The organism is Paenibacillus sp. MABNR03, assembly GCF_050455445.1.
Lineage (GTDB): Bacteria > Bacillota > Bacilli > Paenibacillales > Paenibacillaceae > Paenibacillus > Paenibacillus xylanilyticus.
In genome coordinates this window covers 637,286-653,886 of sequence record NZ_JBCIYR010000001.1, presented here as the reverse complement: position 1 = coordinate 653,886, position 16,601 = coordinate 637,286, and the positions used below count along the sequence as shown (strand labels likewise).

Below are 16,601 nucleotides of genomic sequence, written 5' to 3'. Positions count from 1 at the left end.
TCAGATCCGATCCTTCATTAATAAATCTAACGCTTATCCCATGCCTCGGCATTCAGCTCACTATTGATGCTAACCGCTGCCAACGCTCCTAAGGACGCGGCCGTGATCGCTTGATACATCTCCGAAGCAGCATCTCCCGCACTAAAGACGCCTGGTAGAGACGTTTTGGCGAACTCATTAACCACCACCGTCCCAGATTCCGTTACCTCACATCCCAAATTTTTGGCCAGATCCGAACCGATCACGAGCTTGGGTGCAAAGAAAATGCCTGTGCACTCTACGTTATTACCATCTTCAAGCAAAATCTGACGAACCATGCCTTCCTCCGATTCAATGGATCGAATAGGTGAATCCAATACAGGCACATGATGCAGTTTCAATTCTTCTCGTTGCTCATCAGTCAATCCGTCGGTTCCATTTGTGAGTATCGTGAACCGGTTTGTCCATCCCGATATCACTTTGGCCATGTGTACAGCTTTGTCACCACCCACTATGATGCCGAGTGACTGGTCCCTTAACTCCCAGCCATCGCAATACGGACATACGAAGGCACTCTTGCCATACACCTCCAATAGTCCGGGAATATCCAGAGGCAGATCTTTTTTTCCGACTGCAAAAAGAAGCTTCCGGCCTTTCACGATCTTGTTCCCAGTTGTTGTAACTTCGAATGAACCTTCCGTTCCAGTAACCGCAGTGGCAGTATCTTCCATGATATATACAGAAGGATATGCCAGTATTTGCTGCTTCGCAACCTTTCGGAATTCGCTTGGGCTGATTCCGTCTCTCGTCAGAAAACCGTGGGTTTCACGAGTAACCGCATTACGCGGTCGCCCGTCATCTATAACAACGACATCTTTCTTAGCTCTTCCAAGTACCAATGCTGCATTGAGCCCAGAGGGTCCCCCACCAATAATAATTACATCTACTGTTTTCTCCATACTTAACACCCTTTCCCGGATACCTAAAGTCTTTAATTCACCTAAAAAAAAAGAAATCATCTTCTTACCTTCATGGATTGGAACGTATAACTGACAACAAAAAATGAGAAACAAGATCACTTAAAGATAACATCATAATAATCTATTAAAGATCTCTTATATCTACAATAAACCTTCAATCGGAAAATCGCAAGTATATTTTTAACATTTTCCAATGTTTTTTTGTTTTTTTCATGACATCTGTAGCACAGAAATTCAATTTTAACAATTAAAAAAAACCGTGTTTTTAAATTGTTCACAATCAATTGACAGTATTTTTAAACCTAAAACGTGTTTTAATTCACATAGTAAACTAAATGCTATAATAAGTGACGAGATATATAAGTATAGATATAGGAAGTGAGTATTTGAAAACATTGAATAAGGGGTCTCAACCCAAAATTGAATTAGAGTACAGTTCCATTCCGAAAATGTTCTTCGATACGATTAAAGTCGGGATTATCAAGTCTAATCTGATCGCCATGCTTGCCGGTTTGTGTTTGGCATTGTATGTATTCGATGCCTCATTCATAGCCAACATTGTGCCGATCATCTTGTCCGTCATCGGTTCCTCCCTGATCATCGGGGCGGCTGGCGTGTTCAACAACTTGTACGATCGCGATATCGACGCCATTATGGAACGTACAAGAACCCGTCCAACCGTTACAGGTCAGGTTGATACCAAGTCCGGATTGATTTTGGGGATCACCATTACCGTGCTTGGGGGCATTTTATTGTATATCGCCTCACCTTCAGCTGCTGTATTTGGTATCCTGGGATTGTTGCTCTATGTGTTTCCATACACCATGTGGACCAAGCGTACAACGATATATAATACGGAAGTAGGCAGCCTGTCCGGTGCCGTTCCTCCGCTGATTGGCTGGGCAGCCATTTCTCCTGAACTTGGACATTTTGAAATCTGGGCTTTGGTAGTTACGATGCTGCTCTGGCAAATGCCACACTTTTACGGTATTGCCATCCGTAGATTTGATGAATATAAAGCTGCTGGCGTCCCAATGCTTCCCGTTGTCAAAGGAATCAGACGCACTTATATTCAAACGAATGTTTACCTGGTATTGTTGTTGCTCTCCAGCTTTTTGTTCTGGCCGCTGAGCCCGTTTGTTGCCATCGTTGCATTTTTGGTCAGCTTGGCATGGCTCATCCTTAGTGTGGCAACATTTGATCGCAAAGAAACCAAGAAATGGTCACATCGAATGTTCATCTTCTCGATTAATCACATTACGATTGTTTTTCTGGTGATCATCGCTTACTCCCTGATTGCACAGCTGGTTAGATAAAGGGTACCGCGTTTCAACATGAAGATAAAGAGCCGTACAGACAAACTCTTGTATAGAGTTGGCTGTACGGCTTTTTTATTGCTCTTGGGATATTAGCCCACTTTTACAGGTGACTGTTCTCCTTGCCACAGCAGCTGCATTTCTTCATTGGTTGCCAGCAGTTCCGCCAGACTTCCTTCAGCCTCAATACGTCCATCCTTCATGACGATAATATGATCAGCCTTGGCAAGGGCAGCACGTCGGTGCGATACGGCGATACAAGTCACATTTTGCTCTTTGGATAAACCATCCCATACCTGCTGTTCCGTTTCCACATCCAGTGCACTGGACAGATCATCAAAGATAAACAGATCTGCTCCAGTCATCAGCATACGTGCAGTTGCTGCACGCTGAATCTGACCGCCAGACAGCATCACCCCTCTTGGGCCAACGGATGTCTCTAGTCCCTGATCGAGGTGGTCTATATCTTTTTTCATTACAGCAAGGCGAATGGCCCGTGCGAGCGATTCATCCACCTTGCCTTTTTTGCCTTGCACAATGTTCTCCCTCAATGTATCACTGAACAGACGAGGGACCTGGGGAGTGTAAGCTGCTCTAGGCGGCATTAAGAAGGTCGCCGGATCCACATCTTTTCCATTCCATCGGATACTTCCCGCCTGTTTCGGCAACAGTCCAAGGAGAGTTCGTACAAGCGTTGACTTCCCTGATCCGATGCGTCCGGTAATGACAAGAAATTGTCCTCGTTTCAGCCGCAAGTTGATATCCTGAATTCCATTTACAGAGTTGGGATATTGATACGACAGATTGCTGACTTGCAGCTCCCTAAGTTTCTCGTCCGGGCCTCTCTGCACTTCACCAAGTTCTGGCGGGTTTTCATACAGATAGATTTCCCTTGATTCCATAATGCAATCTTCTTCACCAGGACGAAACAGCTTGCGCATGCGGTCAAAGGATACCTTCAGCCGTTTATGCTGGAATACCATGTACCCGAACAAGGAAATACTAAAGCCAATGTTGGCGAGATACGATGTAAACAGGGCAAAATCTCCTACGGTGAATTGTCCGGTCCTCATCTCAGCAGCACACATCAGCAGAATTAACCCCGTACAGATGCTGAGTACATGCTGATTCAGGGATCTCATCCACTGTTTGAACAGATTATCCCGCAAGGCAGCTTGACGCCGTTCTTCATTCAAATGGTTAAACCGTGCTGAAACATGCTGCTCAGCCTGCCCCAGCTTCAATGCTTGCACCGCACCAAACGTCTCGGCAATGAAACTCGTTATTCGCCCCGTCGCTTCACGATTGTTCTGGGCATATTTGCGTGCACGATTTCCTGACAAATTGTTAAGCAGGGTAACCACGAGTAAGGGTAACACGGCAACCAGTGTAATTTTCCAGTTAATGTTCGCCATAATAGCGATGGACACGATCGCAAAGACAAGTCGTCCCCAGAAGTCTACCCATGATTCAACGTACTCAACGACCTCTTCCACATCATCACGAAAGCGACTCATCGCTTCTCCTGGTGAAGCCGGAAGGTTGCGTCCAGGCCAGCGCATGATGCCAGCCAGCATATTTGTACGAAGAATCGCCTGAATATGATAGACGTATGTAATCCATGCATAAAAAGCGGCAAAAAACGTACCCACTCTGGCTACCCGTATCAGTGCAATGAATATAAGTGGAACTGCCAGCCACAGGTAATCACTGGATCCAATTGTTGCCCGGTCAAAAAACCACTGCATTCCGATCCCGATCGCAAGTGGCAAGGAATGAAACACACACCATAACAAGCCATTAATGATAAACAGGACAACTTTGAACCGAAACAGTCGTCCAATAAATTCTGCTACATTCACGCAAGCTCCTCCTCTCTGCCTGTAATCCGCAGCCGAGCATAATGTGAATTCGGATTGTTCGCGAGCTCTTCCCTTGCCCCGAATTCCAATATCCGGCCATCCCCCAGCACCATAATCTGGTCTACCTGCTCAAGCGTAGCCAGGCGATGGGCTATAATGATTCCCGTACATTGCTTCATTAACTGATCGACAGCCGACTGGAGCAGATGTTCCGTAGCCGCATCCAGACGTGAAGACGGCTCATCCAGAATGACCAGACTTGGCTCAGTCAGAAATACTCTGGTTAAGGCAAACAACTGTGCTTCGCCAGCAGACAGGGAAGAACCTCCCGCAGTCAAATGAGTATCGAGCCCTTTTGGCTGGGTATCGATCCATTGACGCAGTCCAAGTCGATCGGTCGTTTCCAGGATCATGTCATCCGAGACCTCCTGATTAAACAACGTCAGATTATCCCGCAATGTGCCATCGAACAACTGTACATCTTGCGTCACCATGCCCACTCTTCTGTAGAGTGCCTGCAAGCTAAGCTCGGAAATATCCTTGCCTCCTACCCGTATGACACCACTATCCAGATTATACAAACGCAGCAGCACGCGACTCAGACTGGACTTTCCGCTGCCTGTGCGACCGATAATACCCAGTCTCTGCCCAGGCTTAATTTTAAAATTGATATCCCGCAATACAGGTTTACCTTCGTTATAACTGAAATTTACCTGCTCAAATTCCAGACCAAGCGCCCCATCTGGCAGCCGTTCCTGATCTCCGTCTTTGATTTCGCTGCTTAGAGCAAGCAGTTCCCTGGAACGAATCATACCGGATTTCGCCTTTTGAAACTCCTGCACCTGATCTCCAAGCATCTCAATCGGATCATTCAGCATCTGAGTGTATTGATAGATGAGAAATAACGTACCGAGACTGATTGCCCCCTGCATAAAATAATGAACACCCAGCAGGAGAACCGCTGTGACAGCAATGGCAAACAAAATCACGGTTGTATTCCACGGAATAACGCGTAAAATCCAGGCTCTCCGCCCTTTCAGGAAAACAATTCGCATCAATTTGTAGAATCGATTCATGACATATGGTACATGACCATTTGCCTGGACATCCTCGATTCCGGCAATACGCTCTTCGATCATGCCGAAAAGGGAAGCACTTGCTTCACGCTCATTTTTGGAAGATTGCACACCGAGGTTACGGATAAATACCATAAACAAAATCGATAATAACGTAAACACCGTCATGACGACCGCAATGGGTATATTCACCGTGAACATAAACCCGAGTATTCCCGCAAGCAATACAAAACTCCCGATGACCTGAACAATAAACATGGCAAAGAAGTTTGAGATGCTCGTTACGTCTCCATCGACACGTTCAATCATCTCCCCTGGTGTTTTAACATTGTGGAAACGCATATCCAGACGTAGACAATGCTTCAGCAAATCCCCGCGAAGCTGGTTCGTTGCCCGCCATGAGACGTCATTTCCCAGATAACTGACCGCAACCGTAATCAGCTGATTAAACACGGCAACGACCAGAAAAAAGGCTGCCAGCTGAATCAGACTTGTGAGTATTCCGCCCCCTGCGGCTGTATCGATAAACCGCTTGACAATCTGCGGATTCAGCAGCTGCAAGCCTGTTGAAGTCAGCAGCATAACCAGCAGCAGGGCCAGCCGCCCCTTCACGGGTTTCAGGTATTGCAAGAGCCAGGACATGGATCTTTTTTCTTGTTTGGGCACATTGCCCACCCCTTTACGTCTATTTAGATGTTATTCTCATTCGGCTTATCACATCTCTTACATCGCTAAGACGAATCATGCAGAAAAATATGAAATGCCTTGTTTACGCCCCAAATATCATCATTAACATGACTTTTTACCATCTCTTATTCTCCCAACCCTTCTGGCAATCTTCCCTGAACCTTTGAACCCACTGTTCGGAAACCTCGTCTGCGATGGGGTCAAAGGACGGAGGCAAAATGGTAACGGGATCAGATGGGATATCCAAATACTCCAGCACTTTCATGACGATCCCCTCGTAATCCTGTATAAAATCTTCATATACAATCGTTAAAGGGATAATTCCCGACTCCGAAAGAAAATCTTCTATTGCAGCTTCGCACATGTTACTTTCAACAAGCAGGTGTTTAATTGCATCAAAATGATATTGGTCTGCAATATTTTGCTGCTTTGCCTGATCGCCGTGTTTGCGATGCCACTCACCTGAAACAATAGCCCGCCACCAGGATACAGCCAATCTAACCTTGTTTCGACGTGTCATGTAAATATGCTTCGTGCAGTTAGGGAAACCGGTACTCCATACTTCAGCCCGCGATACTTCGGATGGCAAATGATACAGATTGCGGATTGCATCCATCCATCGTTGTTCAAAATTGATCTTGATGCCAAACACACCATTAGGCGTTGTTCCCTGCTCCCACATTTGCTCCAGATCTTCTCGTTTCAGGGTATCGGGACTCTTCTGCTGAAAATGAAGCCATTCCCCGGGTTTGCCTGCAAGACCCGTAGAACTTAATGCTTCACTGAGCAGCGTACTGCCTGTGCGCTGGGAAAACCAAATCGTATAACTTTGAACCGGTTGCTTCATCTCTTTACCTCTCTTTCTTCCCTTAGGAATATGATAAAAATAGATGCCCAGTCTCCTTTCCATGTGAACAGATTGGTGGAATGCATGCAAAAAAGCCATAGATGAACTGATGTTCATCTACAGCTTTGTATCAACAAGAGAACCATATGAAAAAAACGTTTCTGGATTTCTCCTCTGCATCGCAATAATGAATAGCGTCCACGCCAGGGGCTGCACAAACACGGCTCTCCAAACGCTGACATTTTCACCTTGGACAGTACCTATGCTCATGCTTATTCAGTTATCGATTCGAAACCCCACACTGGCATGAACATATTCATCTACCCACCCGTTACACATATTTGTTGTTTATTGTATTCGCTCCATCAGGATACGTCAAGAACATTTTTACTAAATTGTTATTTCCTTCATGTTGATAAAATCACTTGCAGCCGAACTAACGATCATACCCCAGATTAGGAATCATTCTAAAAACAAACTTTATTCGATTGACCTTCCATACACCCTCACTGTATACAAGTTCAATGTTTCGATCATTCACGTAGTGGGATTCACCCGTTAATGTATTTCCAAGAACGTACGACTGAGATAACGTTCCAGTTGTACTGCTCGTATAATAAACGGAGTTCTCAGGAATATCATACTGAATCCATTCGCTCTGTAACTCCTGCCCTTTAATGATGGACTGGATTAATTTTTCTGTAAAATAGGGTTTGAAATATGTCCGTATTTGATTAATCTCAGACAGATTGGACGTTTCGTTCAATTTGTTCGATAATAAATTGATCCGTGTTTGGCTTATTTTCTGAGAAACAGGTATCTGGGAATCATCGTTCTGCACGTTCACAACCACCGTCTGATCATCTAACATAATGGTAGCCTGTTTGTTTTCACCATCCCAGTTCAGCTCGGCCCCAAGCGTCTGACTGACAAATCTCAACGGAACATACGCAGTGCTTCCAATTAACACCACAGAAGAATCCATGGTTATTACCTGGTCATTCACTCGCGCATTTTTGAAGTTAACAGCGAGAAAAATCTCCTTCTCATCTGTTTTAATTCGTATATATTTGTCATCTTTATACCACTTTACATCTCCCCCAAAATTGTTGGACACCACTCTCAAAGGGATTAAGACCCGATTTTTAGACAACATTCCATCCTTAATCTCAACTGCAGTATCCTCAGCGAGAACCGCTGTGGAAAGTGTAATAAGCATTATAGACGCCAGCACGATAAACGCAATTTTTTTCAATATCAAGTTGCAGCCTCCTTTCGAGTAAATAACGTAACGATCTTTTCTAAATCAGTTAACGTTATCTGACTCATGAAAGTTGCCGCCTTCTCAAAAAAGACGCTGGCCTGAATGCCAACGTCTCATTATCATTTTTGCATAATCCTTTATGTGCAATTCCATTTACTTGTTTATCGTTCCGGTCATAAGCGACAACCGTTCCACCCATTCTTCCTTTTTATTCAGATTGGAATGGATATAAAACATCAGCAGTGCTGCAAACGAGGACATGGTTCCCAAAAGGATGACCGGCACAATCCCCCACCAATCATAGACATTCCCGAACATCAACGGACCAATCATTCGGCCGATATTCGCAAATCCACCAGTAAGCCCCATATAAAAAGGTGCGTTCACTCCCGTGCGTTCAGACAGGAATGTAGGTATGGTGGGGAGTAACATCATTTCCCCAAAGGTGGCAAGTATCATGCCGAGTACCAGATAAATATAATGTTCGTGAAAGAACAAAATGAACGTAAACGCCAAAGCCGAAAATAAGGCACTCACAAACATCTGCCTAACGATAGTTGGGGCAAACCTCTTCTTGATCCATGACGTAAACGGCTGCCCCAGCAAGATAACCAGTCCATTAATTGTCCACAGCAAGCTGTAGAACTTGAGGTCCAGTCCCTGCTCGTCAATATAAGGAGCAATGCCCGTTGACCATAGTGAGAATGAAATCCAGAAGAACATGGCTCCGAAAGAGAGAAATAGATAAATGCTTACATTTTTCAGCAAGCTCCTGCGATCCACTGGCATCTCATTCGCTGTCGTTTCATTTTTTCCTTCTATTATATGTTGCTCGGGTTCCTGGACTGAATCGATTGTTTTGTATGAATCGACCTTGCTTGGCAGGCGCATGAACAGCAACAGAAAGACAGCAAATAATAAAGTGGTTGTTCCCGTAAACAGATATGTCAGGGTAAAGGAAATCGATGCAATCAAGCCGCCGACCATGGCACCGATGGACAGCCCAAAATTGTTACAAACGTACATCAGATTGTAGAGCGTTCTGCGATGCTCTTTCCAACGAAAACCGACGTAGGCGTTTAGGGAAGGAAGTGCAATTCCGTTTACAAAACCGAGCGCGCAAATGAAAACAATGTAAGCTGGCCAACTGTCCGTCATCGCAATGCCAAACAGCATGCAGGCAGAGATCAGGAAAGAGCCGGTAATCAGAATTTTGGGACCCAAGCGATAGTAGAGATTGCCGCCCACCAGTTCCCCGAAAACACTGCATAGTGCCTGATAAAGAACGATCAATCCGGCTTCTCCATACGATCTGCCCATCACATTGTGCACATACAATGTAGTTAATGGCCACATGATAGCCTTGCCTGTAGAATTAACGAAGCTCGCGGCGATGAATAAGAGAGCATCCCTCGGATAGTTACGAAGATGCCCTAATTTGTTCCAGGACGATAGCATGGAAATTAACGTTCTGTTCATGTTCCCTCTTCTCTATGCGCTGGTCCTGCGAGGATCCATTGCATCACGGATACCATCACCGATAAAATTAATGGATAAGACCGACAGAATAATGATTAGACCTGGTGGAATCCAGAGCCAAGGCTGACTTGTCAGGGCCGTTATGGATTGTGCAGCATTAAGCATATTCCCCCAGCTGGCTGTGGGCGGCTGTACGCCCATACCCAGAAAGCTCAAGGAGGATTCGGACAGAATAGCGGCGGCGGCACCAAAAGTGGCATTGACCAAAATTGGTCCCAAAGCATTCGGCAAAATATGCCCAAAAATCAGTCGAGGTGAACTGAAACCCAGTGCCTGTCCTGCCTTTACAAATTCGGTTTGCCGAAGAGTTAATACACTGCCCCGAACCAGCCGGGCAACTGCAGGCCATCCCAGCAGAGCGAGTACAATGATAATGTTGGACAATCCGGTGCCAAGAACAGTTACCAGAACCAGAATCACCATCAGACTTGGAAAAGACATAAAGACATCGATGATTCGATTGATCAACATGTCTACCCATCCCCCCACATAACCGGCGATGGCTCCAACAATGGTACCTACACATACGTAGAGCAAAACAGTAACTACACCTACGGCAAGTGATACACGTGTTGCGTAGATCAGCCTGCTCAGCACATCCCGTCCCACCTGATCCGTACCCAGCCAATGCTGACTGGAAGGAGAAGCGGCAAAAGCACCCGTAATTTCATTGGGATCATAGGGAGCAATGAATGGTGCAAAACCACTGATCAGGATGAGAAATCCGAGAATAATCAGCCCCGCTACTGCAAGTTTATGCTGGACAAAGCGTTGACCGATCATTTTCCAGTAGCTCTCACGTTCAAAACTCGGAGTGTTTGCTGCAGCCGAACCCGCAACGAGTTCAGGGGAAGCAGCTGTACCAGACTCCAGATTTAGTGAAGGCATAATGCTCACTCCTTTCTTCAACTGTATTTGATTCGAGGATCCACGACCGCATACATCAGATCAGACCACAGATTGGCGGCCAGTACAGATAGGGCTGCAAGCATGTTTACTCCCATGAGCAGCGGAAAATCCCTTGAAAAGATGGCCTGAATCGTCAATTGTCCCATGCCATTCCACTGAAAAATACTTTCTGTAATGACGGCTCCCCCGATTAATACAGGAATATCGAGACCCGCTATCGTGATCAGCGGAATAAGTGCATTTTTCAAAGCATGCTTGTGAATTACGATAAATTCTCTGACTCCCTTGGCTCTTGCTGTTCGCAGATATTCTTGTCCAAGCACTTCAATTACACTGGCGCGAACATAACGGATCATTCCGCCAGAGATGGAAGTTCCCAGCGTAATTGTAGGCAATATCAGGTGAGTCAGCCTATCCCCGATGCCGGCGTTCCCTCCCATGGTGCTCATGCCTCCCGTGGGAAGTACACCCAACAGGACGCCGAAGATATAAATCAGGCCCAGGCCCAGAAAAAAATTCGGAATGGAAACACCCAATAACGAGGTGGTCGACATTAAATAATCAAACTTGGAGCCCGACTTTACAGCACAGTAAATGCCAATCGGGATCGCAATCAGATATCCAAACAGAATCGATGCCCCTACCAGCAGCAAGGTCGGACCTATTCGTTCAGCGATTAAACTGGTTACAGGTTGGAAGGAACTGAATGAATGCCCCAGATCACCCTGTACCAAATTCACGAGCCATTTCCAGTACCGAATCATGAACGGATCATTTAATCCAAGTGCTTCTCGCCTTAATTGTTTGTCCTCTTCACTCACATCCGGATTCACATACATGTCCACGGGATCCCCCGGGGCCAGATTGATGAGAACAAAATTAAGGAAAGTTACTCCAAACAATACCGGGATCGCGATCAGAAGTCTCCGAAGCACGTAATTCAACATAAAAGGCCCCCTCTGTGCATACATGGTTATAACGTTTATCCAAGCGGATCATGACAAGCATACAAGTGTCCTTTACGGAAGATATCCTCAGTAAGAAGCGGCTCCTCCTCCTGACATTTGGTACTGGCGAGTGGACAGCGGGTATGAAAACGACAGCCTTGTGGTGGTGATGCGGGACTTGGTACATCCCCTTCGAGTACAATTCGCTCTTTGTTTCTCAAATGGGGATTCGGAATAGGATAAGCATCGAGCAATGCTCGGGTATATGGGTGTCTGGGCGAAGAAAACAACTCTTGAGCCGGGGCGAGTTCTACCACTTTGCCGAGATACATTACAGCTATGCGATTACTCATATACTTTACGGATCCAAGGCCGTGACCAATAAACAAGTAGGTTAAGTTAAATTCACGCTGCAAGTCCTTGAGCAGATTCAGGATCTGGGCCTGAATGGAAACATCAAGTGCCGAAACAGGTTCATCACAAACAATCAGTTTGGGTCTAAGGGCAACCGCACGCGCGATACCTATTCGTTGACGCTGACCTCCCGAGAATTCATGTGGATATTTCCCCAAACCTTGAACCGATAATCCTACAATCTCCATTAACTGTGAAGCTTCCCGCAAGGCTTCGGCATCCGACATGCCTCGTAATACATGAAGAGGCTCTGTGATGAGATCGACAATCCGCTTTCGGGGATTCAACGATGAATAGGGGTCTTGAAATATCATCTGAATATCCCTGCGCAATGTTCTCATCTCTGCGCCCGACATTTGGGTCAGATCCCTTCCTTCAAACAGCACCTTGCCTGAACTAATATTCTCCAGCCCGATAATGCTGCGTCCAAGCGTAGATTTGCCGCAGCCTGATTCTCCGACCAGACCAACAGTTTCTCCTGGATACACCTGAAGGTCAATTCCATCCACTGCTTTGATCTGTCCAACTGTTTTTGAAAATATGCCCTTCTGAATGGGATAATGTTTATGGACCCCTTCCAGCTGAAGTAACGGTTTATCCGCGCTTTCCTTGATCGGCATTCGCATCGCTGACATGTCATATCCCCCTTATCCTGTAGGTTTAAGTCTTACGCCGGAAACCAGCAGCGTACTTTATGAGCTTCGCGAATCTCTGTCAGTGGTGGGGGTGTATGGCATTGGGCTGCCGCCCTGCTGCAGCGTTCCATAAATCTGCAGCCTGAAGGCATGGATTGCAGTGAGGGTACCGAACCGGGAATGGAACGCAGCTCTGCGTCTTCAATTTCGATATGTGGGATGGATTCCATTAGTCCAATGGTGTAAGGATGTTCGGGATGATCGAACAGCTCATATACCTCTGCCTCCTCGACGACCTGCCCTGCATACATCACGATGATTCGATCCGCCATTTCGGCCACGACACCCAGATCATGCGTGATTAACATAATTGAAGTCCCAGTTTCCTCACGAATTTGTTTCATCAAACTCAGAATCTGGGCCTGTATGGTTACATCAAGTGCTGTTGTCGGCTCATCAGCAATAAGAAGTTTCGGTCTGCATGCCAGTGCCATAGCAATCATGACACGCTGCTTCATTCCACCGGACAAGGTGTGGGGATACTGGCCAAGCAGCTGCTCGGCCCTTGGAAATCCAACCTGTTTTAACAGGGAAATGCCATGCTGTTTCGCCTCCTTGGCTCCCATCCCAAGATGCAGTCGAATAGTCTCCGTCAATTGATTGCCAATGGTAAAGACCGGGTTAAGAGAAGACATCGGATCCTGAAAAATCATGGAGATTTCCTTGCCGCGAAGCTTGACCAGTTCGTGTTCAGGAAGTTCGGCCAGATCCCTTCCATCAAATTGTATGGAACCACTGCTGATATAACCGCTTCGTCCAAGTAAACGCAGGATGGATAGTGAAGTGACACTTTTGCCGCATCCGGATTCTCCTACAATGCATAGTGTCTCTCCTGCTTTCAGAGAGAAGCTCACATCATCCACCGAAGTCACTTCCCCTTGATTGGTACGGAAGTTAGTCCTGAGATGCTGTATTTCAAGCAGTTCATTCATACCTGTTCCTCCCCGATTCCATTTATTTGCGCTCCCATATGTTAACGTCATAATGCATGCCGTCCACCACGCCGCCTTTACCCTCGATCTGTTGTGAGATCGCCATCAGATTAAATTCGGAGTATACCGTAATCAGCGGTACGTCTTCCTGAATCATATTTTGCAGCTTGTTGTAGATCTCTTGACGCTTGGCTGAATCTGTCTCTGCCATTCCCGCATCAAATAATTCATCCACTTCCGGGTTGTTGTAGCGCATATCGTTAAGTGCTGCTGTGGAGCGATATACGGTTGCCGGGCCATCAGGGTCCATAATACTGCCAAAGCTGCTAAGCACCAGATCGAATTCTCCTGCAACAAGCTTCGAAACCGTCGTTGGAAAATCATAATTCACCTGGTTAACTTGAAGTCCGATGGCTTGAAAATTTTGCTGAATGATATTGCCTGCCATCTCACGAGTGCGATCGCCGGTAGGCACAATCAATTCAATGGGGCGTTTCATATCGAAGCCGGCTTCTGCTAACATTTGTTTGGCTTTCTCAGGGTCATAACCATAGCTGATAATATTGTCGTCATGATAAGGATGACTGTTGGCATACGGGCCGTCCTGCAATTCTCCGGTGCCTGGCATCAGCTGTTCTACAATCATCTGCCGGTTGATCGCATAGGCCAGGGCTTGTCTTACTTTTTTGTCCTGAAAACGTTCCGTATTAATCTCGATCGAGTTGTATCTTCGGGTCTGCTCCTCTTTGGTTGTCAGCCCCTGAATGGATTTTACGGTCTGCCATTCTGAAGCCGGGATATTCCCTACCCCCTGTGCCGCATTCATGTCCAGCTCTCCGGATTGAAGCTGTGCAACCATATTGGAAGCAGGCATAATTTTGATAAATACCTTTTCAATCTTGGGAGCTCCCCGGTAATACTCCGGATTGGCAGCGAGTTCCACATAGGATTTGTTCTCATATTTTACAAAAGTATAAGGACCTGAAGTTACATTGGGATTGCGCCAAAATGAGTTTTGATTCAGCTCTGCCGGATTTACATCCTGCAGCACATGTTTGGGGACAATCAATACATCGGAGAAGCGTTCATAAACCAGATTGGGGTCCACCGGCGTTTTGGTTCGAATCTCAAGATGTTTCTCATCAATTACCTTGATCGAATCCAGTCCTTCAGAGCCTTCAGGCAGCGTTCCTTTCTCATTCAATCCATCCAGGGAAAATATAGCGCTGCGCTGTGTAGTGATCGTCTTGGGATTGGCAATCAGATTGATCGTAAATTCAACATCCTGTGCAGTAATAGGTGTACCATCTGTCCAGTTTGCATCCGGTTGAATGGCGATGCGGAACGTTTGGTTATCCTCCGTCTCAAAGGACTCGGCAAGCTGCATTTCGAATTGAAGCGGACCTGTTGTTTTGACCAGACTATCGAAGAAATATCGGTAGGTGAATACAGCACCACTTGAGCCACTTCCGTCCGAATCGATCGGATTAAACATCAGAGGCGGGTTCGTTATTCCAATGGTCAACTGGTTTGCTTGAGTATGGTTACCATTGGCTGCACTCGCAGATGTCCCTGATCCTTGTCCTGCTGAACCACAACCTGTGATAAGCATCATTCCGAACAATGGAAACAGCGCTGTCCTCTTCAACCATTTTTTCATATGAACGCTTCCCCCTTATGTTTTGCTATCATTTATCCTTCCACGCGGATAGGTCTTTTCAACGCTATAATGCTGCTTCAGCAGTCTCCGTCACCTTCATATCCGCTCTGCGCTTCACAGCAAGCAAGCTGATAAACTCAAAGGAAATATTCGCTGCATTAAGCGCTGTGACTTGACTTGGATCGCGATCCGGAAGCACCTCTACCAAGTCAAATCCGATAAAATCGATACCGGCTAGACCCCGAAGCATTTTCTGTGCTTCGTAAGTCGTAAAGCCGCCAACCTCCGGTGTTCCAGTACCAGGTGCATATACCGGGTCCAGAAAATCAATGTCAAAGGTTAGAAATACCGGGCGATCTCCCACGCGTTCTTTAATTTTCTGACATAACTCAGGAATGGTAAGCTCCCTTACATCATCAGTTGTCATCACTTCAAACCCCATCGCTCGTGCCTCATCCAAACCTCCAGCACGATAGGTCGTTCCTCTCATTCCCATTTGAATCGAGTGGTGTGGATCAATCAGCCCTTCATCCACGGCGTAGCTGAAGACTGCTCCATGAGACCACATTCGTTCAGGTTGTTTGGAACGTCCTGTATCCGAATGAGAATCAAAATGGACAAGGCATACAGGTCCATGTGTTCGCGCAGCTGCCCTTAGATGCGGAAGCGATATGGAGTGGTCTCCACCCAATAGAACGGGAACGACTCCTGCCTCAAATACAGGCGCTAATTGCTCTTCGATCGCTTGATAGGATTGTTCAATATATCCGGGATGTACAAGAAGGTCACCAAAATCGATACCTGATAAAAATTCTGAAATATCAATCTGGTGAACGGGAGATATCGGCCGAATCCGCTGTGACATCGTACGGATGGAAGCTGGACCAAAGCGTGCACCAATGCCATAGCTTACACCTGTATCAAAAGGAACTCCGATGACTGCAAAATCAACCTCTTCCAATGTTTGTACATACGGCAAATGCATGAAGGTGTGGATGCCGGAATAAAGAGGCTTTCCCATGTCGATCTGTGGACGGTATTTCATGTTTGATCTCTCCCTTTGTTTATGATTTCAACTTAAAAAAATACAAAAAGAGGCCGCTTGTGAGTAAGCGGCCTCTTTGCCATAGACAACCATCCTCCAGAAAAAGGATGATTGCTTGTATGCAGTTGTGTAATGCCAATTATAGAAACAGCCTCAATCAATGTCAATATATTTGACACAAATTCTCGAATAAAAGATTTTACAGCTAAACTGCGTTATGTTATATCACTTGTTCTGTTGACTTTTGTCGGGATGTATTATATAAATTAACATTAATCAGGTCATCCACATCCAGTTCATACACGAAGATGTTGTCTCAATTCCGACTTCGAGGTGATGGGTAAATTATGAAACCAAGACTATTGCATGTTCATGATATCCCGACTACAAAATGTCGAGTTGATGTCAAATTCAACGAATTAGGTTATCGGGTTGAGTCAATTGAGGCT

13 protein-coding genes are annotated in these 16,601 nt (G+C 45.9%); 1 reads left to right on the top strand and 12 read right to left on the bottom strand.

The window, feature by feature from the left end; translation table 11 throughout:
- Positions 1-26: 26 nt before the first annotated feature.
- The gene (locus AAIH57_RS02840) at positions 27-938 is read right to left on the bottom strand and encodes an NAD(P)/FAD-dependent oxidoreductase (RefSeq protein WP_430020470.1); all 912 of its coding nucleotides are present in this window, start codon (positions 936-938) and stop codon (positions 27-29) included.
- 407 nt (positions 939-1,345) lie between these two features.
- Between AAIH57_RS02840 and cyoE the strand changes: the two genes are divergently transcribed.
- On the top strand, positions 1,346-2,275 hold the full coding sequence (gene cyoE / locus AAIH57_RS02835) for a heme o synthase (protein WP_175396389.1): 930 nt from the start codon (positions 1,346-1,348) through the stop codon (positions 2,273-2,275).
- Positions 2,276-2,367: 92 nt separating this feature from the next.
- Here cyoE and AAIH57_RS02830 read toward each other — a convergent pair whose 3' ends face one another.
- The 11 genes from AAIH57_RS02830 to speB form a co-directional block, all read right to left on the bottom strand.
- Entirely contained in the window at positions 2,368-4,137 is a 1,770-nt protein-coding gene (locus tag AAIH57_RS02830; protein ID WP_430020469.1) for an ABC transporter ATP-binding protein, read from the bottom strand.
- On the bottom strand, positions 4,134-5,879 hold the full coding sequence (locus AAIH57_RS02825) for an ABC transporter ATP-binding protein (protein ID WP_430020468.1): 1,746 nt from the start codon (positions 5,877-5,879) through the stop codon (positions 4,134-4,136). The genes AAIH57_RS02830 and AAIH57_RS02825 overlap by 4 nt, the downstream gene beginning before the upstream one ends.
- Positions 5,880-6,015: 136 nt before the next feature.
- Positions 6,016-6,747: a Stf0 family sulfotransferase gene (locus tag AAIH57_RS02820; RefSeq protein ID WP_430020467.1), complete on the bottom strand. Its 732-nt coding sequence runs from the start codon at positions 6,745-6,747 to the stop codon at positions 6,016-6,018.
- 436 nt (positions 6,748-7,183) lie between these two features.
- Positions 7,184-8,008, bottom strand: coding sequence for a copper amine oxidase N-terminal domain-containing protein (locus tag AAIH57_RS02815; RefSeq protein ID WP_430020466.1), 825 nt, complete (start codon positions 8,006-8,008; stop codon positions 7,184-7,186).
- A 156-nt stretch (positions 8,009-8,164) separates the two neighbouring features.
- Complete coding sequence (locus AAIH57_RS02810; protein WP_246310907.1) at positions 8,165-9,490, bottom strand: MFS transporter; 1,326 nt, start codon at positions 9,488-9,490, stop codon at positions 8,165-8,167.
- A 12-nt stretch (positions 9,491-9,502) separates the two neighbouring features.
- On the bottom strand, positions 9,503-10,438 hold the full coding sequence (gene opp4C / locus AAIH57_RS02805) for an oligopeptide ABC transporter permease (RefSeq protein WP_175396384.1): 936 nt from the start codon (positions 10,436-10,438) through the stop codon (positions 9,503-9,505).
- 17 nt (positions 10,439-10,455) lie between these two features.
- On the bottom strand, positions 10,456-11,406 hold the full coding sequence (locus AAIH57_RS02800) for an ABC transporter permease (protein ID WP_430020465.1): 951 nt from the start codon (positions 11,404-11,406) through the stop codon (positions 10,456-10,458).
- Between the two features lie 35 nt (positions 11,407-11,441).
- Entirely contained in the window at positions 11,442-12,455 is a 1,014-nt protein-coding gene (locus AAIH57_RS02795; RefSeq protein WP_430020464.1) for an ABC transporter ATP-binding protein, read from the bottom strand.
- A 32-nt stretch (positions 12,456-12,487) separates the two neighbouring features.
- Positions 12,488-13,447: an ABC transporter ATP-binding protein gene (locus AAIH57_RS02790; RefSeq protein ID WP_430020463.1), complete on the bottom strand. Its 960-nt coding sequence runs from the start codon at positions 13,445-13,447 to the stop codon at positions 12,488-12,490.
- 22 nt (positions 13,448-13,469) lie between these two features.
- Positions 13,470-15,107 (bottom strand): ABC transporter substrate-binding protein, encoded by a 1,638-nt coding sequence (locus tag AAIH57_RS02785; protein WP_430020462.1) that lies wholly within the window; start codon positions 15,105-15,107, stop codon positions 13,470-13,472.
- A gap of 64 nt (positions 15,108-15,171) precedes the next feature.
- Complete coding sequence (speB, locus tag AAIH57_RS02780) at positions 15,172-16,152, bottom strand: agmatinase (protein WP_430020461.1); 981 nt, start codon at positions 16,150-16,152, stop codon at positions 15,172-15,174.
- Between the last annotated feature and the right edge of the window lie 449 nt (positions 16,153-16,601).